Origin of the sequence: Cellvibrio sp. BR, from assembly GCF_000263355.1 — a bacterium.
In the GTDB taxonomy this organism is placed as follows: Bacteria; Pseudomonadota; Gammaproteobacteria; order Pseudomonadales; family Cellvibrionaceae; genus Cellvibrio.
The window spans coordinates 640227-657322 of sequence record NZ_JH668200.1 but is presented as its reverse complement, the minus strand read 5'-3'; the positions used below and the strand labels follow the sequence as shown (position 1 = coordinate 657322).

The following is a 17096-nucleotide window of genomic DNA, read 5'->3' as shown; positions in this document are numbered from 1 at the left end:
AAAAAATTACGCCAGATTACAAACCATCTGCCGTAAACGTCTTCATTACATAATCCACCCGCTGTTCGGCGGTGCGGTGCATGCGTTCTTTGAGCGATTCAACATGGCGCAGGCGCGGCAATAAACCGCGGCCATTGGCTACTTGAATTGCGAGACCCGGGCGAGCGTTGAGTTCAAGCAGTTGCGCGCCGCGCACTTTGTCCAATACCAGATCGGTGCCGATATAGCCGAGGCCGGTCATTTCGTAGCACTTGGAGGCCAGCAACAGCCAGTTGCGCCAATCGGCAATCTGGATCTCGTTGAGTGCGCGCTTGGTATCCGGGTGATGGGTTACCGGTTTGGAGTGCTGCACCGCTTTGAGTGCGCGGCCAGTGGCGATATCCAAACCCACGCCCACCGCACCTTGGTGCAGGTTGGCTTTGCCGTCGGACTTGTGGGTCGCGAGGCGCAGCATGGCCATTACCGGGTAACCTCTGAAGATGATGATGCGGATGTCCGGCACACCTTCATAGGAGTAATCCTTGAAGTAGTCATCGAACTGGATCAGGTCTTCAACGATCACCACATCCGGCTTGCCGCCCAATGAATAGAGGCCAGCAAGGGCATTGGTCATATGGCGGCGAATATCTTCGATGGTGATTTCCACACCCGACGATTTGATGAACTTGTCGCCACGGCGGCCAATGATGACCAAAATCCCCTTGCCGCCCGAACCCTTGGCGGGTTTCACCGCAAAAGCTTCCAACGCCATCAGTTTGTTTTCAATGGTGGCGATTTCATGCTGCGCATTGACCACAAAAAACAGCTGGGGAGTGGCGACTTCGTACTCTTCCGCGAGCAGTTTGGTTTTGAGTTTGTTATCCACCAAGGGAAACAGACTGCGCGGGTTGTAGGTAGCAATAAAGTCGTGGTTGCGGCAATTCATGCCGAGTATGCCCATGCGCTTTAAACGCCAGGGGCTAACCCAGGAGTTCCACCAGCGCTTGATACCGTTAGGTGCTGCCGGTGCCAGTGGTGTAGTGCTGCTTGGTGCAGTGGGAGCCTGACTCATGCATCGGCTCCTTTGGCTGGGTCAGCGGCTTTGGTTGGCTCGTTTAATTTGCCCACCTCGGCGTTATCCACCATGGCGCGGAAACGACGCAATTCGGAAAGTTTGTAGCCGGTGTATTGACCCATCAACATAATCAGCGCGAGTGCCACCAAATTCAGTTCGGGGAAGTTGAAGGTCAGGTGCCCCACCAGCGACAGCTGCATCAGTGCATAGGCCAAGACTGCTACCAGCAAGCTGCCACCGCCCTGCACCAATACTTCTTTGGGGCCCTCTTCTTCCCACAGGATCGACATACGCTCAATCGTCCAGGCGATGATGATCATTGGGAAGAAAGTGATGGTCATGCCGGTATTCAGGCCCATTTGATAGCCGACCAAACTGAGCACCGAGATGATAAAAATCACCAGCACTACCAGCGTCGCAATCCGCGAGATCAATAACAGGTTGAGCCGTGACAAGTAGGTGCGCAGCACCAAACCCATGGCCACCACCGTCACAAAACTGACCACCCCCAATACCAATGAAGTCTGCAAAAAGGCCATGGCGATCAGGATCGGCATAAAGGTGCCCGAGGTTTTAAGGCCGATAATGATGCGCATAAACACCACCACCAACGCGCCCATAGGCAAGAGCAGCAGCAGTTTAAACATGCTCTGCTCTTCAATCGGCAAGTGCTGGATGCTGAGCACACTGAAAGCGCTGTCCTTATTCTGTGCATTGACAAGATCCAGCGCCGGTACGGTCTGGTGGATCATGGAGAAGCTGACCCGCGAACGGTTGCCGCCGGCCACATCCAGAATCGATTCACTGCCGGTGTGCCACAACAGCAGGTTGTGGGGCACGCCTTGCTCCCCGGTATAGGGATTGAACAGCACCCAATGTTTATCATCGTAAACCTGCACCAGACGGGTCAGGTTCTGGTGGCGGCGTGCGTCTTCCAGATACAAACCCAGCGCCGGGCGCGCGGGTATGCCCGCTTGATTGAGCAGCTTTTCCAGCAGCTGGGACTTTTCACTCTGGGCAGCCAGCAACAGGGCGGCATTTTGATCCAGGGTTTCGCTATTGAGCAGTTTGATCAGTTCCCGTGCCAGGCTGCGCGGGCTGCTGGATTTTGCCCAAGCGGTATCCAATACCTGCTGGGCTGCGGTCTCCTGCGATGAACCGTCCCAATCAACCAGTCGGCTCAGCGGCTCCTCCAGCACTTCATCGGCCTGGGCGTCTTCCGCTTCCATAAATTGGGTTTTGTAGTAAATGGTCTGCGGGCCCACGGCTTCGCGCTTGGACCACTCCCCGCGGCGCACACCATTTTCACTCACTACCGAATAGCCATAACCCGGTGCAGCCGCTTGCTCACTGAAGCTGCGATAGCCGGGTGGGCTGTCGGGCAGACCCAAGCGCGCCGTCACCGGTTCGCCAGTGGCGTCAAAGTCGATACGCGCCTCAATCAACCACACCGGTTTTTGCACACCCGGCACAAAGGGGATTTCCATTTGGCTATGGCGCATCCAGGCGGTTACCACACCGACCAGAACTAACAGGCCGATCACGGTGTAAAAGGGAGCACGGGAAGGTTTTTTCATTGGGGGATCCTTAACAGGCGGGTCTTGCACGGCCGGTGCGGTGCACCGGCCTGGGATTAATCGGTATTAGTTTTTCCCGGCGTCATCGCTGCGCTGGAGTGGTGCGAGGTTATTGCCACTCACATCTACCAGCATCACATCGCGCAGCAAGTTGCGGCCAATCAGGATGGGAAACTCAGAGTCGCTGCGATCTGCCAGCACAAATTCACCGCGCTGGCTGAGCTTGCCAATGGTGAAACGGATCTCTACCACCGGACGGCGGTCAGGGTTAGCACTGGTGGCGGTTTGCACAGTTTGGAAACGCAGACGTTTACGTTCCAGTACATGGGGCTCTTTGGTGTCGGGGTTGTAGATGGTAAAACGCACCCACTCTTCGCTGTTGCGCTCAAACATTTGGATGTTGCGCGCATCTATCACCGAGTGCGGCACATTGGTACTGATGCGCGCCTGCATCACCACGTTCAGACCGGCGATGAGCGCTTGCTCGCGCAGACCGACAATTTGTTTATCGCTCAACGGCGGCTGGCTGCTGAGGAACTTTTCGGGCGGTGGTGGTGGCGGGCAATCGGTTTTGGGCTGCGCCGCCATTTGGATCACTTGTGGACGCTCTGCCAGCATAGTCTGCTGTACGTTGAGTTGGGTTTGTACTTTCTGCAGCTGTTCCATTAGCGTCGCCTGTTGCGACACCATCAACTGGCCCTGCTGTTCCTGTTTGACAAGGCACTCGCGCGCGCTGGTTAATTCAGTTTGGGTTTGCACCAGTTTTTGCTGGGTGCAAGCACTTAGGGATACCACCGCCATCGCGGCCAAGGTCAAGGTGCGCGCCGAGCGACCTGCCATCAACAGAGTTTTTTTATTCATCACCACAACCGGAAGTTTTTAGAAAAGCGTTATTGAGATTACAAGTGCGCTAATTGTAGCCGCTGGTGTTTGCTAAAACACCCTCGCCACAGGATTTATCCTTTAAATCTATAGTGTTTGGGGTACTCGGGCGGCAGGCGACGAAAGCGTTTGTATTCCCATTGATACTGGGCCGGAGCGCGCTGCACACAGGCCGCCACGCTGGCATTCAAACCAGCCACCGAGGTGAGCTGATCCTCGCTGTAAATCGCCGGGTCAGCTTCCATCACCACCATTTTGAACCCCCCGGCAACACGCTCGGCATAACATGAACACACCGCGCAGCCGGTACGCTGGATTAACCCGTGCACCAGCGTCATGGTCAGCGCAGGCTGCCCCATAAAAGGTGCCACTTCGCCGCCGGCATCAGCAGCGGGCACTTGATCGGGCAAAATACCCACAATAGTGCCGCCCTGCAGCGCCTTGAATAACATCATTACACCTTTGCGATTGGTGGGCGCCATGGAGATGTTTAACTTGCTGCGCCCCGCCAGAACCAGCGCATCCATTTTGGGATTTTCCACCGGTTGATACATGGCCGTAAGCCGTGCCACGCTCGCCAAATAGGGTGCCACCACTTCCCAGTTGCCATGGTGCGGAGCGAGTACTAATACGCCCTTCCCCTCCGCCAATTTACGGCGCAGCAAATCGTCGCCCTCTTTGGTGACAATTTTGCTATCCAGCCACTCCCAGGAGTTGCGCCAGATAGCGCCAGCTTCCATCGCTGTTTTGGCAGTTTCCTGCAAACTTTGTTTGGCCAGTAAACGCTGCTCGGCAGGCGATAATTGGGGGAAACACAAACGGATATTTTCAGTAGTGATTTTGGCAGCGCGACCATTCACCAGCCACCAGCAGCGCCCGAGTGTGGCGCCGATAACACGCAAAAATCCCAGCGGCAGCAGCGCAAATAATTTAATTAACAATGGAGCTATGTTGTCTTTCATGGTGCAACTACCCGATCAACACAAAGTGCGCGCAGCTTACCGGAAAAACACCGCAGGTACATTATTCCGCCAGAAACGAGGCGCATAAAAAAACCGGCGCTGTCATGCGCCGGTCAAGCGGTTGGAGGAGAAAACTGAAGGGCTTACTGCACAATCCACTGATGTGGCTGATTGTTATTGTTTGCCTCACCGCGGGTGGCGGTGCTTACCGTGAAGTAATAGCTGATCGCTGTACCCGGAGCCACATTGGGGATAGTCACCTCAAAGCTATTGCCTTGTACCCGTGTCATGTTGTTCCAACCGGGGGTGAATACCCATGCCCAGTTGAGGTTTTCACTGGTAGTAAAGGTGATTTTCACCCCGCCGTTGCTGTAGTTCGCAGTAGTGGTGTAAGCCACTGGCGCGCCATTCGGCATTACCGCGTTCGCCGAGTAGCCGGTGGTGGCGGAGGACGAGGAGCTGGAACTGCTTGATGACAGCGATGAGCTGGAAACGCTGGAGGGTACCGATGAACTGGATACACTCGAAGGTGCCGACGAACTGGAGCTGGATACACTCGATGCCGAAGAAGCTCCCGCGTAGGTCATTGCCGTCCAACTATTTTCGATTGGCCCCGGGTAGAACAGCTGGCCGCTCGCTGGCGTGAAGGTATAGAAGCGCGCCTCGACCAAATCACCTGCCGCATACACACCACTGCGGCTGGCTTGGTAGGTGTAGGTGCCATCGCCATTATTGATTTCACCACCAGCTTGCGCATGCAGGTCAATTCTCACAAAGTCCTGCGCACCATTGCGACGGGCAAATAAATGCACTTGTTGTTTACGCTCTGGCAGACGGATGCTGAATTGCATACCGCCGCCCGCCAACGCGGTCATTTGCACCACACCCGTTGTCACTGCCGATGAAGACGAACTGGAGACGGATGAAGTTGACGACATACTGGAGGCAGACGATTCGCTGGATGAGCTGCTCATTGAGGTGGCCGAACTGCTACTTACCGAAGACAAACTGCTCGCTGACGACAGGCTGCTCAGGGAAGACGCACTGCTTGGCGCCGAACTGCTGCTGGAAGATACAGGTACTACCACCCCGGTATAAACCTTCAGCTCACCCGGGCTGACCAGCAGGCTGGTGCCATCGTTAAAAGTCACGTTTTTGGCATCGGTAGCACTGGCGTTGTAGGCCACGTAGGTGCGCTCATTGTCCTTGCGGAACACCGCAAAGGTGGCGTGATTGGTGGCAACTACCTCGTTGTCGATACGACCAAAGCGGTGGAAGGTTTTGATCCAGGCAAAGGTATTGGCCAGTGAGTTGCCTTCCTCGGTGTAAGACGCCGGGCCAGCAACCGAATTGCGCATCCGCCCTTCGTTGGCATTAAAGTTAGCCAGCGCAGTGGTCGGGTCATACACCGCTTGGTAGGCATAGAAAATCGCATCCCACATAGTAAACATGGTGCGACCGTTTGCCATGTAGTCAAAGTTTTTGCGCGCATACTCGGGGTATTGGCCCAGATAGAGCGAACCAGACTGGATCGGCAGCAGAATAATGCCGTGCATGGCTTCTGCCAGCGGGCTGAACCAGGTGGCGTAATCTGTTTTGCCGCCCCACACCAGCGACGCCATGGGGCGTTTGTAGGCGGGGTGGTAGTTCTCTTCGTGCACGTTGTTCCAGTATTCCTGGATGGCAGTCATCTCGGTGGTATAAAGGAAGATACCGGCATCACGCACAGCGGTATTACCGGTTTCTTCGCCCCAGAGGATCATCGCAGTCCAGGCATTCATCGCTTCAGAGGATGACTCGTTGTTATTGCCCGCACCAAAACGCGCATGGCCTGAAGCCCAGGAATGGCCGGCATAAATATCGAAGTTGCGCAGGAAGGGAAACATTTTACCGGTAGTGCCGGTAGCCGGATGACGTGGACGCTCCCAGTTGCCGTAGTCGCGCATCAGCAATTCAATCATGCCGCCAAACTGTTGGGGTTGCGCCCAGTTTTTGTCGTTGCGTGCCACTTCAGCCGCCGCTCGCACAAAGTAACCATAGTGGAAGTGGTGATCGTTCAGCTCTTTTAAACTGCCGAAGCTGCCATCAATACCAAGCAAAGTGCCCCAGTTACTGTTGTAGTAGAACAGGTTTTTGGCGAAGGGCGATGGCTCCAAATCATCGATCACATCCGCCTTTAACCAGCCTTCCAACCGCCACTTCAACTCATCTTTAAATTGGGTTTCGGCGGCGGTATTGCCCGCCTGTTGTGCCAGTGGGATAAGGGTTGCCACCTTGCCCAGGCGCTTACCGGTGTAATAGGTGTCGCGGTTGCTGAATACTTCCGAGCGCACATTGTTAACCAGACCGGATAAACGGGTTTTGTCCGCCTGATCGGTCAGGGCTGGCAGCGAGGGAATCACCCCCTGGTAGGTAATGGCGGTAGTGAACGAAGCACCCTCAGCCAATTTCATATAACCGCGAGGAGTGAAATAGCTGTCGCCCGTCAGGCTGGCGCCACCGGCCAGTTTGCGCCACTGGTGCGGGTACAGGCCCATCAGGGTGCCAGTGCCGGTTGATTCGGGGTAGTTGTTGGTTGTTACCGCATAGGTACTAAGCAACTTGCTATTGCTCGCTTGATAGTTCCAGCTCACTTGCGATCCGGTCACGTGGTTGTAGGCATATTTGCTCACCACAGGCAGAGCCGCACGACTGGGAAGCGCCGCCACCGAGAAGTATTTTTTACCTGCTGGCAGGTTGGCGGTGATTTTGGAGGTGCCAAGCCCGGACCAAGTGGTGCCAGCCGGAGCAAAAGCAGCGTAGTTGCGGCCCTGTACCGAGAAACCGATAACCGCCGAACTGCTATTGCCCGACCAGATTTCCGGTGTGCTCGCGGCGACCGGGGCGGTGCTGTGGGTGGCAAAACTCAGGGTGGGATTACCGTTGCTATAGTTAGCAAACACGTAGGGCGAGCCATGACCAAAGGTCACATCCATCGCCGCCGTACCCGCCTCCATACGGGTGGTGACATACCAGTCGCTGTAGTCGTGCACCTTGGCCGTAAAGTTGCCGCTGGCCGCGCTGTTACCCAGCACAAAATCGAGTTCTTTAAAGTAAACCGTGTCGTGCATAGGCTGTTCTACACCGTTTACCCACTGGGTGGCCGGTGCCGGCATGGTGCCCACAAATGCGTAATCGATAGCCCAAAAATCCTCCAAGCGTGGCGAATAGAGACGAATACCGTTGATTTCCGGCTTAATCGCAAAGGGGTGGGCGTAACTCACATTGTGTGAGCCACGGGTGCCCCAATCCTGCCAGGGGGAGTTGGTGCCTTCCCACAGAATCGAGCTCCACCAGGAATTGGTGGGCATGGGTTGGTTGGCCAGGTTGCTGGTGATGTGTTTGGTGGTTTGCACATCGCGGTTATCGGGAATCGCCAAATCGATGCGGCCATCCCAATTGGTCAAATAGCTACCGCTTCCCACCGCTACCGGGTTAATGGTCGGGGTAGTGCTGGGTGGTGGGTTGGGTACTTGCGCTGTTAATTGTGTTGCCGTCAGCAAAAGCGCTGCAGCCGAAATGATTGCTTTCATGTTCACCTCATCAGTGACAGGGAGTCGTTATCTATTATTTGAATACACCGTAAGGGGTTATCGCGCCCTGTGAGCCTGTCGCAGTGGCTGCTGCGACCTGTTGTTATGGGTGGAATGACTCACGAATCAATAACCCTGTGTTAGCAGAATCTACCTCTGCCGCACCAGCGTCGTCCCAGTTTTGAACTGCACCCCAAGGTGGCATTGGCAAGCTGCAGAAATGGAAAAATAGACAATAAAATCAAAAAGATAGGCTAGTTACCGGGGGTAACAGCCGGTAGCAATATGGCATCGGTCTCAACCCACGCCAGAGGCGCTTACCGCCTTTAGGACGAGTGCTGCACAAGTTGGGACAAAAAAAGAGCGCCTTGCGGCGCCCGTAAAGGAGTATGCGAACCGAGGGAAGTAAAATGCGGGGGTTTAGTGCGCTTTGACGGCGGAGAAAATATCCATAAAGGTGAGTTCTTTTTCGATCTCCACCGGTACATGCAAACGGCTGGCGATGTCGCGCGCCGCAACTATGCCGCGAATATGGTGCGCCTCTTTGTCCACCACCAGCAGGTATTCCTGATGGGATTTTTTAAGGGTAGAAACCACATCGCCCACAGTGCATTTTTTGAATTGGTCAAAATCGATGGCGCGAATCTCGCCGCGGGGGTGCATTAAATCGCGAACCAGCAGCTCATCGTGTTTCAATTGCAGCGCCATTTGTTTCAGCAGCATTTTGTGATGTGACAGGTCATCCACACTGATCACCCCCACAAACTCTTTATGGTCATCTACCACCAGCTTGATCCGGACATCCTCCGCACGCATCAGCTCCAACGCTTCAGCGGCTTCCAGATGGCTATCCACCATATGCGGTTTGTGGCTGCGAAAGTCCGTCAAAATGGCCAGTGCCGGCGTGGCCGGTTTAATGTCTTCAAACTCTTCTGGTTGAACCAGGTGATCGTTAAACGCCAATGCAAACACAGATAAATTTTTCATGATAAGTCCCGAAGTTCCAAGGGCGCGCCTGTTGTTTGGCGCCGTAATACCAACATAGGCGCTCATCACCCCAATTAAAACCCGCCCAACCCGGCTTTTACGCGCCCTTTACTCGCACTTTACGAGGCGTTTACTGTGTTTACGCGGCTGTTACTCGCTGTTTACGCGCGTTTTACTCACCCGGACTTTTACTCACAAATTTCCGTTTAACGCCCGACCATGCGCAGCAAGGTGCGATCCTTATCAAACAGATGATGCTTGAGCGCGCCCGCAATATGCAGTACGACCGCCACCACCAATAAATAGCCCAACCATTCATGGGTAAAGGCGCCCAACTGCGCTAGACCGGCGTGGATGGGTTCGGTCTGGCCGGTAGCGGGATTTTTGTTGCCTGCCACCATCACCCAGCCAAACACTTTGATGCCGTATCCCCCCAAACCGGAATACATCATGCCCGAGATCGGCATCAATACTGTGCCCACAATCAGCACCCAATGGGTCGCCCGCGCCAGCCGATGTTCCAGCGCCGGATAAGCACGCACCGGCACCGGCCAACCGTTTCTCATCCGCCACCAAACCCGCAGCAATATCACCGCAAAAATCACTACGCCGATGGATTTATGCCAGTCGTACAGCGGGTAATACTCGTTGATCGACATATAAAAACCGATGCCAAGCATGGCGATTATGGTTAACGCAATCACCCAATGCAGGGCGATGGTCAGGGGGCTTAGGGTTTGTTGGGTATCCATAATTGTTACTCAATGACAGGTAAGGATGCGGACCAAAAGCCCGCAGCAGAAAATAGAAACGCCTAACGGACATCCCAAATAGCTAACAGCCGGGATTCATCAAAAATGGCGAAACCGCCAACTAATATTCCATCAATAATCTGTGCCTCTACTAGAACTTGTGCGTTTTTATCAGTCACCAGTAACAGCGGAACTCCATCTACAAGTTCCGTTTTTCCAGCGAGAGCTTCCTGTAGGCGCGACAATGTTGCTGGCGGGTTTTGCAGGTCAATAGCTCCCGTTGCAAGTGGATAGATCACTAAACCAGTGCCTTTTTGCTCGATTAACCCGGGGAATAACCATGGAAAATCCAATGGGGTTTGCCCATCAATATCAATGGTCAGATCTTGCTTTATATCCCTTGCCGTAAACGTTTCAATCAGAGAGTCACCGCGCGCGCCCAAATTACCGGATGCAAACCCTCGATAAATTCTCAGCTCCGCTGGAGCAAAGAGTTCTACAAATTTTTCCCGTTCTTTATTTGCAAGCACATCACTAAATTGCCTGATAACTGTCACATCTGCTTTTTGCAGGGTTACCGGCTCTTTTTGCCCCCCTTGTTGCTGTGAAAAACAGCCCGTTGAAGCTAGTGCTAAGGTGACATACAAAAATAGTCCTAATATTTTTTTCATCATTTTAAATTCCACTTGTTCATTATCGTGATTAATTTCTCCAAAAATTGGTTCTTGCCGGTTTATCTACCGAATAACTCAATTCATAACCCTTCTGCTTGTTAATTTCAAATTGATCAAAAACTTACGATCATCGCCGAAAATATGTGCTGAGGAGCCAAGTTTCATTTTAAACAGGAAATTGCTGTCCATTTATCCCATATACGCAAAGACAAGCCCCTACAGGAAAGAACTAGTGATAAACCTCCGTTTTTGAACATACAAACCCCCTTCTAATACCGCTATAATCGCCGCCATTTTCCAATTTCTTCGATCACTTTTCTTAACTGAGTCTGCCATGTCTGACAAACGCTATGACGTAAGCACCTTCCAGGGTTTGATTCTCGCCCTGCAAGATTATTGGGCGCGCCAGGGTTGCGTGATTCTGCAACCGCTCGACCTTGAAGTCGGCGCCGGTACTTTTCACCCTGCGACTTTCCTGCGCGCTATTGGCCCGGAAACCTGGAATACCGCCTACGTGCAGCCCTGCCGCCGCCCGAAAGATGGCCGCTACGGTGAAAACCCCAATCGCTTACAGCACTACTATCAATTCCAGGTGGCGATGAAACCCTCGCCCGCCGATATTCAGGATTTGTATTTAGGTTCACTGCGCGAAATGGGTATCGACACCAACGTGCATGACATTCGCTTTGTGGAAGACAACTGGGAATCGCCCACCCTCGGCGCCTGGGGTCTGGGTTGGGAAGTCTGGTTGAACGGAATGGAAGTAACGCAATTCACTTACTTCCAACAAGTTGGCGGCCTTGAGTGCTTCCCGGTGACTGGCGAAATCACCTACGGTATCGAGCGTATCGCCATGTACCTGCAAGGTGTGGATTCAATTTTTGATCTGGTATGGACGATTAATCCTAACGGCGACAAAGTTACCTACGGCGATGTGTTCCATCAAAACGAAGTGGAGCAATCCACTTACAACTTTGAAGAAGCCGACACCACATTCTTGTTCAATAATTTCGATTTCTACGAAAAAGAAAGCCAGCGCTTGATGGAAAAAAACCTGCCGCTGCCCGCTTACGAAATGGTGATGAAAGCCTCGCACGCCTTTAACTTGCTCGACGCGCGCCACGCAATTTCCGTTACCGAGCGCCAACGTTTTATTTTGCGCGTGCGCACACTGTCCCGCGCTGTTGCTCAAGCTTACTACGATAGCCGCAAAGCCCTCGGCTTCCCACTTGCGCCTGAAGCCCTGCGAAACGAAATGCTCGCTGCAATTGCGGAGGAAAAATAATGTCTGCCGATTTTTTAGTTGAACTGGGTACCGAAGAGTTACCGCCAAAAGCATTGAAAAATTTGATGACTTCGTTTGCTGAAACTATCGAAGCGAATTTAAAAGCGGCTGAATTATCGTTCACCGCAATTAAACCTTTTGCTGCACCGCGCCGCTTAGCCGTGCTGGTGGAAAATCTCGCCAGCGAAACCCCATCAAAAGAATTGGTTGTTTGGGGCCCACCAGCAGCCATCGCGTTTGATAAAGAAGGCCAGCCCACCAAAGCAGCGCTCGCCTTTGCTGAAAAAAATGGCATCGCTGCTTCTGAATTAAAAGCCGAGAACGATGGCAAAGCGGAAAAACTGGTTGCACGGATTACAGCCGAAGGTAAAAAAACCGTTGAATTGCTTGAAGCCGTTGTCGCCGATGCCTTGGCAAAATTGCCCATCGCCAAACGCATGAAATGGGGCGCAAAACGCGAAGAGTTTGTACGCCCGGTTCATTGGTTGGTGATGTTGTTTGGTAGCGATGTAATCAACGCATCCATTCTTGGCTTAACGGCTGGCCGCACCACACGCGGCCACCGCTTCCATTACAACAACACCATCGACCTTGCTAAAGCGAGCGATTACGCTAGCGTATTAAAAAATACCGGCTTTGTTGTCGCTGATTTTGCTGAGCGCGGCGCAACCATCAAACAACAAGTGGAAGCCGAAGCGAAAAAAGTCGGCGGTGTAGCGGTTATCGACCCTGCCCTGCTCGATGAAGTTACTGCCTTGGTTGAATGGCCAGTCGCGCTGACCGGAAAATTTGAAGAGCGTTTCCTCGCTGTTCCAGCGGAAGCATTAATTGCTTCCATGAAAGAACACCAAAAGTATTTCCATGTGGTAGATGCCAACGGCAAGTTGAAAAACAATTTCATCACCGTAGCCAATATTCAAAGCAAAGACCCGTCGCAAATTATCGACGGTAACGAGCGCGTTATTCGCCCACGTTTATCCGATGCGGCCTTCTTCTTTGAAACTGATAAGAAAACCACGCTCGCTTCATTGCGTGATCGTTTAAAAACGATCGTGTTCCAAGCGCAGCTCGGCACCATTTACGATAAAACCGAACGCGTCGCTGGCCTGGCAAAATTAATTGCCGGTAAATTAAATGCTGATGCCGCATCAGCAGAACGTGCCGCACAATTGTGTAAGTCTGATCTGGTCACCAATATGGTCGGCGAGTTTGACGATATGCAAGGCATCGCCGGTTACTACTACGCGGTTAACGACGGCGAAAATGCCGAAGTCGCCGCGGCGATGAACGAACAATATATGCCGCGTTTTGCGGGCGACCAATTACCGGCAACCACCACCGGCGCGATTATCGCGCTTGCAGATCGCCTCGATACCATCACCGGTATTTTTGGAATTGGCCAACAGCCTACTGGCTCAAAAGACCCGTTTGCTTTGCGTCGTGCGAGTATTGCTGTTTTGCGCATTCTTGTTGAGAAAAATCTCGCGTTGGATTTGCGTGATCTGCTGACCTTCGCTAAAAACCAACACAAAAATCTTACCGTCGGCGACGAGTTGGTCGAGCAAGTATTGGCTTATATGTTGGAACGTTTCCGTGCCTTCTTTGAAGATGCCAATATCCCTGCCGAAGTTTTCCAATCGGTAACCGCAAAACAATTGTCGCAACCTTTGGATATCAACCAGCGTGTACTCGCGGTCAATGAATTCAGCAAATTGCCGCAAGCACAGGCGCTCGCTGCGGCGAACAAACGTGTATCCAATATTCTTGCTAAACAAAATGCGACGCTTAGTACGGAAGTTAATGCTGCACTCTTGCAAGAAGATGCAGAGAAAACTCTCGCTGCAGCAGTAAGCGCAAAAGCCGCTGTAGTGGCTCCGCTGTTCGCTGCACGTGAATACACCAAAGCACTCGCGGCACTCGCCGACTTGCAACAACCGGTAGATGCATTTTTTGACAGTGTGATGGTGATGAGCGATGACCCAGCGCTGCAACAAAACCGCTTGGCGTTGTTGCAACAATTGCGCGGATTGTTTTTGGAAGTGGCGGATATTTCGTATTTGGTTCCGGCGAAAAATTAATTGGCATTAAATCTGGGCGTGATAAATCACGCCCCTACGTAAGGGCGCAATTTATTGCGCCCTATACATTGGGAACGGCATGAAACTAATTATTCTCGACCGCGACGGTGTGATTAATCACGACCGCGATGACTATGTAAAATCCGCCGATGAATGCGTGCCGATTGAAGGTAGCATTGCAGCAATTGTACGTTTAAATAAAGCGGGGTTTACGGTAGTTATTGCAACGAATCAGGCTGGCCTCGCTAAAGGTAAATTTGAACTGGAAGACCTGGAGGCGATGCACGAAAAAATTACGCGCCTGGTTGAAGAACAAGGCGGCGAGTTGGGTGGTATTTTTTATTGCCCGCATCATCCGGATGATAAATGTAAATGCCGCAAGCCTATGCCGGGCATGCTCGATGCGATTGAAGCGGAGTTTAATACCTCGGTGGAATCGAGTTATTTTATAGGCGATAGTTTGCGCGATTTGCAAGCGGCAATTACCAAGGCGTGTAAACCTGTTTTAGTACGCACCGGCAATGGCATAAAAACGCTCGCACAGCTCGCCGATGCCAAACTGCAAACAGACGCGCCCCTGCTCTCTCCAGATCATGTACAAGTTTTTGATAATCTTGCTACCGCTGTCGATTTTATTTTGGCCGAATCTCTCTCACCAAATGCATAACAGGATTTAACGTGCTCAAACTTCGCAGTTTACTTTTTACTATCGGCTACAACGTTAGCAGCGTATTAATTGGTTTTATCGGTGTGATTATTTGGCCGATTTTTCCCTACGCCTGGCGTTGGCGAATTGTGACTCTGTGGAATCGGTTTGTGATGTTTTGGCTGCGGGTGTGCTGCGGGATTCGTTTTGAAATTCACGGCGAGCGCCGCCGCGATGTGTTTCCCTGTGTGGTTATGGCCAAACACCAAAGCACATGGGAAACCATGTTCTTGCAATATTATTTTGGCCCGGTCAGCACCATCCTGAAAAAAGAATTGTTCCGTATTCCTTTTTTTGGTTGGGGCCTCGCCAGCTTGCGCCCGATTGCAATTGACCGCAGCAACCCTATGCAGGCATTAAAAGACATTAAACGTATTGGCCTGCGTCGTTTGCAGCAAGGCAATAATTTACTGATTTTCCCTGAAGGCACACGCACCCCTGTAGGCCAAATTGGCAACTACGCACGCAGCGGTGCCGATATTGCCATCAGCGCCGGTGTACCTATTGTCGCCATAGCGCACAATGCCGGTGAATGTTGGCCAACCAAACATTTTATTAAATATCCCGGCACTATCCGGGTGGTGATCAGCGAACCTTTTGAAACAGCAGGCAAGGATCGCAAACAACTGACCGAAGACGTGAAAAACTGGATTGAAAGCGAAATCGCCAAAATGCCACCGGCTAGAAAAGATGGTGTGCGGGTATTGGCAAGCGAATAATCACTTAATCTTCCCGCGTTAATACTTCCAAGAGTTCAATCTCGAATACCAGATTCGAATGGGGTTTGATATGGGCGCCGATCTGGCGCTCGCCATAGGCTAGATGGGCGGGAACGTAAAGTTTACGTTTACCGCCGACTTGCATGCCAATGAGGCCTTGATCCCAGCCTTTAATCACTCGACCGGTGCCAATCACACATTGGAAGGGTTTGCCTTTGCGGTGGGAGGAATCGAATTCGGTGCCGTCTTCAAGCCAGCCGGTGTAATGAGTGGTGATCAGCGCGCCTTTGACCAGGGTTTTGCCGTCGCCTTGGTGCAAGTCTTCAATAATCAATTCGTTCATAAACTTTCGTATCTGCTGCCCGCAGGCATAGCAGTAGTTATCCAATAGGCTTAATTGTCTAAATGCAGGTAATCCAAAAACGCGCGCTCCATGGCTTCCACATTAGGGATCACCGCTTCTTCGCCCGCCCAGGAGACGTGCATTAGCTCAAAGGCTTTGTTATCGGCGTCTTCACGCGCGGTGATTTCCTCTTCCGTCACACGTGCAAGACGCGGCAAGCCCTGGGTGAGAATGGCGATAAAGGGCAGTGACTCGTTGACGCCGGTGGTGTTGATTACGGCAAAACGCGAGCGCTGGGCAACACCGGGTTTGTCTTCGCCGTTCATGACTTCAAACGACAGCAGGGGAATAGTCTGTTCGCGCCAGGTGCAGTTGCCCAAATACCAGGCCGGGGCGTTTTCTACCGGGACAACCTGTGCCACCGGTACGATTTCGGCGATGGTGACGTTGGGGGCGAGCAGCATGCGGCCCTGTAGCGGGATTAGCAGGCTGGCGACTTCCTCAATTTTTTTCTCAATGCGTTGCGGCGCTCTCATGAAAATAATGTCCTGCGGTCAATTGGTCTTGATCAATTATTAGGAATTCAGGCCAAGCGGCGAGTTTGCACCAGCGCCTTGGCCAGATATTCGGGTGTGCCGCTCAAGCTGACACAGCCAGTGGCCAGCGCCGATACGGGCATGGAATCGCTGGTGCAGTCATCCGGGCTTTGTACCCAGACTTTGCCGCCAACCTGTTTGATCAGGCGACAACTCGCGGCACCATCATCCCCCATGCCGGTAAAAATTATCAGGTTACAGCGCTCGCGGTAAATTCGCGCGGCGTTGGCTGTTATCTGGTCGATGGAAGGTGCGTAGCTGCCTTTCCAATGCTGGCCGTAGTTGAGCATGAGCGTACCGTTGTCGAGCAATTCCACCGGGTCGCGCGCGGTAATCAGTGTCAAGCTGTTGGCCGCTAGCACTAGCCCCTGGGTTGCCACCATCGCCGGATAGTGCCCAGCGTTGCTCATCATGCGATTAAGCGTGACGGCTTGCTGGGCATCGATATGCTGTACATACAAAAAAGCGACCCCCAGATTGGCAGGCAATTCTGCCAAAAACCGCTTCACTGCGGCTGGCCCACCGGTGGAGGCGGCGAGCAGCCAGAGTTCGCTGGCGGGTGTACTCTGCTGCAGGTTGATATCGCTACGCAGCCGTTGCAGGCGCATGCCTATGCGACGCAGCCAAGCCGTATGCCCCTCGGAACCAACCGCGAATTCACTGCTATCGCTGAGGATAATAGGTATCCGACTCTGGGCGAATAAGGTATCCAGATGCTGCCCGTCGTGGCTCTCTTCAGCTACATCCACTAGCCAGGCATCCAGCTCCGCGTGGGCTTCAAGCGGGGCGTCGGTATTACCTTCCAACACCACACTCAACCCCACTTTATGGCCTGCCTGTGCGACCAGTTGCGCCAAGGCTTTTTGTTTGGTGGTGTTATCCACCAGTAACCCCAAGCGCAGCATGGCA

15 protein-coding genes are annotated in these 17096 nt (G+C 52.8%); 4 read left to right on the top strand and 11 right to left on the bottom strand.

All coding sequences use genetic code 11. From position 1 onward, the window contains the following. Nucleotides 1-16: 16 nt before the first annotated feature. The 8 genes from O59_RS02695 to O59_RS02660 all read right to left on the bottom strand — a co-directional run bounded on the left by O59_RS02695 (nt 17) and on the right by O59_RS02660 (nt 10460). Nucleotides 17-1051, bottom strand: a complete 1035-nt coding sequence (locus tag O59_RS02695) for an alpha-L-glutamate ligase-like protein (RefSeq protein WP_007639262.1) — start codon at nt 1049-1051, stop codon at nt 17-19. Beyond that, nucleotides 1048-2631 carry an inactive transglutaminase family protein gene (locus O59_RS02690; protein ID WP_007639261.1) on the bottom strand — a complete coding sequence of 528 codons (1584 nt, stop codon included), beginning with the start codon at nt 2629-2631 and terminating at the stop codon, nt 1048-1050. Before O59_RS02690 ends, O59_RS02695 begins: the two co-directional genes overlap by 4 nt. Before the next feature lie 66 nt (nt 2632-2697). Beyond that, on the bottom strand, nt 2698-3492 hold the full coding sequence (locus tag O59_RS02685; RefSeq protein WP_225318518.1) for a RimK/LysX family protein: 795 nt from the start codon (nt 3490-3492) through the stop codon (nt 2698-2700). Nucleotides 3493-3587: 95 nt separating this feature from the next. Then, nucleotides 3588-4475: a lysophospholipid acyltransferase family protein gene (locus O59_RS02680; protein ID WP_007639259.1), complete on the bottom strand. Its 888-nt coding sequence runs from the start codon at nt 4473-4475 to the stop codon at nt 3588-3590. Nucleotides 4476-4618: 143 nt separating this feature from the next. Continuing rightward, complete coding sequence (locus O59_RS02675; RefSeq protein WP_007639258.1) at nt 4619-8047, bottom strand: glycosyl hydrolase; 3429 nt, start codon at nt 8045-8047, stop codon at nt 4619-4621. 420 nt (nt 8048-8467) lie between these two features. Continuing rightward, on the bottom strand, nt 8468-9034 hold the full coding sequence (locus O59_RS02670; RefSeq protein ID WP_007639256.1) for a CBS domain-containing protein: 567 nt from the start codon (nt 9032-9034) through the stop codon (nt 8468-8470). A 206-nt stretch (nt 9035-9240) separates the two neighbouring features. Then, complete coding sequence (locus tag O59_RS02665) at nt 9241-9786, bottom strand: cytochrome b (protein ID WP_007639255.1); 546 nt, start codon at nt 9784-9786, stop codon at nt 9241-9243. 62 nt (nt 9787-9848) lie between these two features. Continuing rightward, a complete protein-coding gene (locus tag O59_RS02660) occupies nt 9849-10460 on the bottom strand; it encodes a hypothetical protein (protein WP_040391080.1) in 612 nt (203 codons plus the stop codon). Nucleotides 10461-10794: 334 nt separating this feature from the next. On the opposite strand from O59_RS02660, the gene glyQ reads away from it, so the two are divergent. The 4 genes from glyQ to O59_RS02640 all read left to right on the top strand — a co-directional run bounded on the left by glyQ (nt 10795) and on the right by O59_RS02640 (nt 15248). Further along, nucleotides 10795-11745 (top strand): glycine--tRNA ligase subunit alpha, encoded by a 951-nt coding sequence (gene glyQ / locus O59_RS02655; RefSeq protein ID WP_007639249.1) that lies wholly within the window; start codon nt 10795-10797, stop codon nt 11743-11745. After that, nucleotides 11745-13823, top strand: a complete 2079-nt coding sequence (gene glyS, locus O59_RS02650) for a glycine--tRNA ligase subunit beta (protein WP_007639247.1) — start codon at nt 11745-11747, stop codon at nt 13821-13823. The genes glyQ and glyS overlap by 1 nt, the downstream gene beginning before the upstream one ends. Nucleotides 13824-13902: 79 nt before the next feature. After that, a complete protein-coding gene (gene gmhB, locus O59_RS02645; RefSeq protein ID WP_007639236.1) occupies nt 13903-14490 on the top strand; it encodes a D-glycero-beta-D-manno-heptose 1,7-bisphosphate 7-phosphatase in 588 nt (195 codons plus the stop codon). Between the two features lie 11 nt (nt 14491-14501). Further along, complete coding sequence (locus O59_RS02640) at nt 14502-15248, top strand: 1-acyl-sn-glycerol-3-phosphate acyltransferase (protein ID WP_007639235.1); 747 nt, start codon at nt 14502-14504, stop codon at nt 15246-15248. A gap of 4 nt (nt 15249-15252) precedes the next feature. On the opposite strand, the gene O59_RS02635 is transcribed toward O59_RS02640, so the two are convergent. From O59_RS02635 to O59_RS02625, 3 genes are read right to left on the bottom strand one after another with little or no spacing between them, the layout of a single operon-like run. Further along, nucleotides 15253-15591 carry an FKBP-type peptidyl-prolyl cis-trans isomerase gene (locus tag O59_RS02635; RefSeq protein ID WP_007639234.1) on the bottom strand — a complete coding sequence of 113 codons (339 nt, stop codon included), beginning with the start codon at nt 15589-15591 and terminating at the stop codon, nt 15253-15255. A gap of 50 nt (nt 15592-15641) precedes the next feature. Continuing rightward, nucleotides 15642-16127: a chemotaxis protein CheW gene (locus O59_RS02630; protein WP_007639233.1), complete on the bottom strand. Its 486-nt coding sequence runs from the start codon at nt 16125-16127 to the stop codon at nt 15642-15644. Between the two features lie 47 nt (nt 16128-16174). Continuing rightward, entirely contained in the window at nt 16175-17092 is a 918-nt protein-coding gene (locus O59_RS02625; protein WP_007639232.1) for a chemotaxis protein CheB, read from the bottom strand. Nucleotides 17093-17096: the final 4 nt, after the last annotated feature.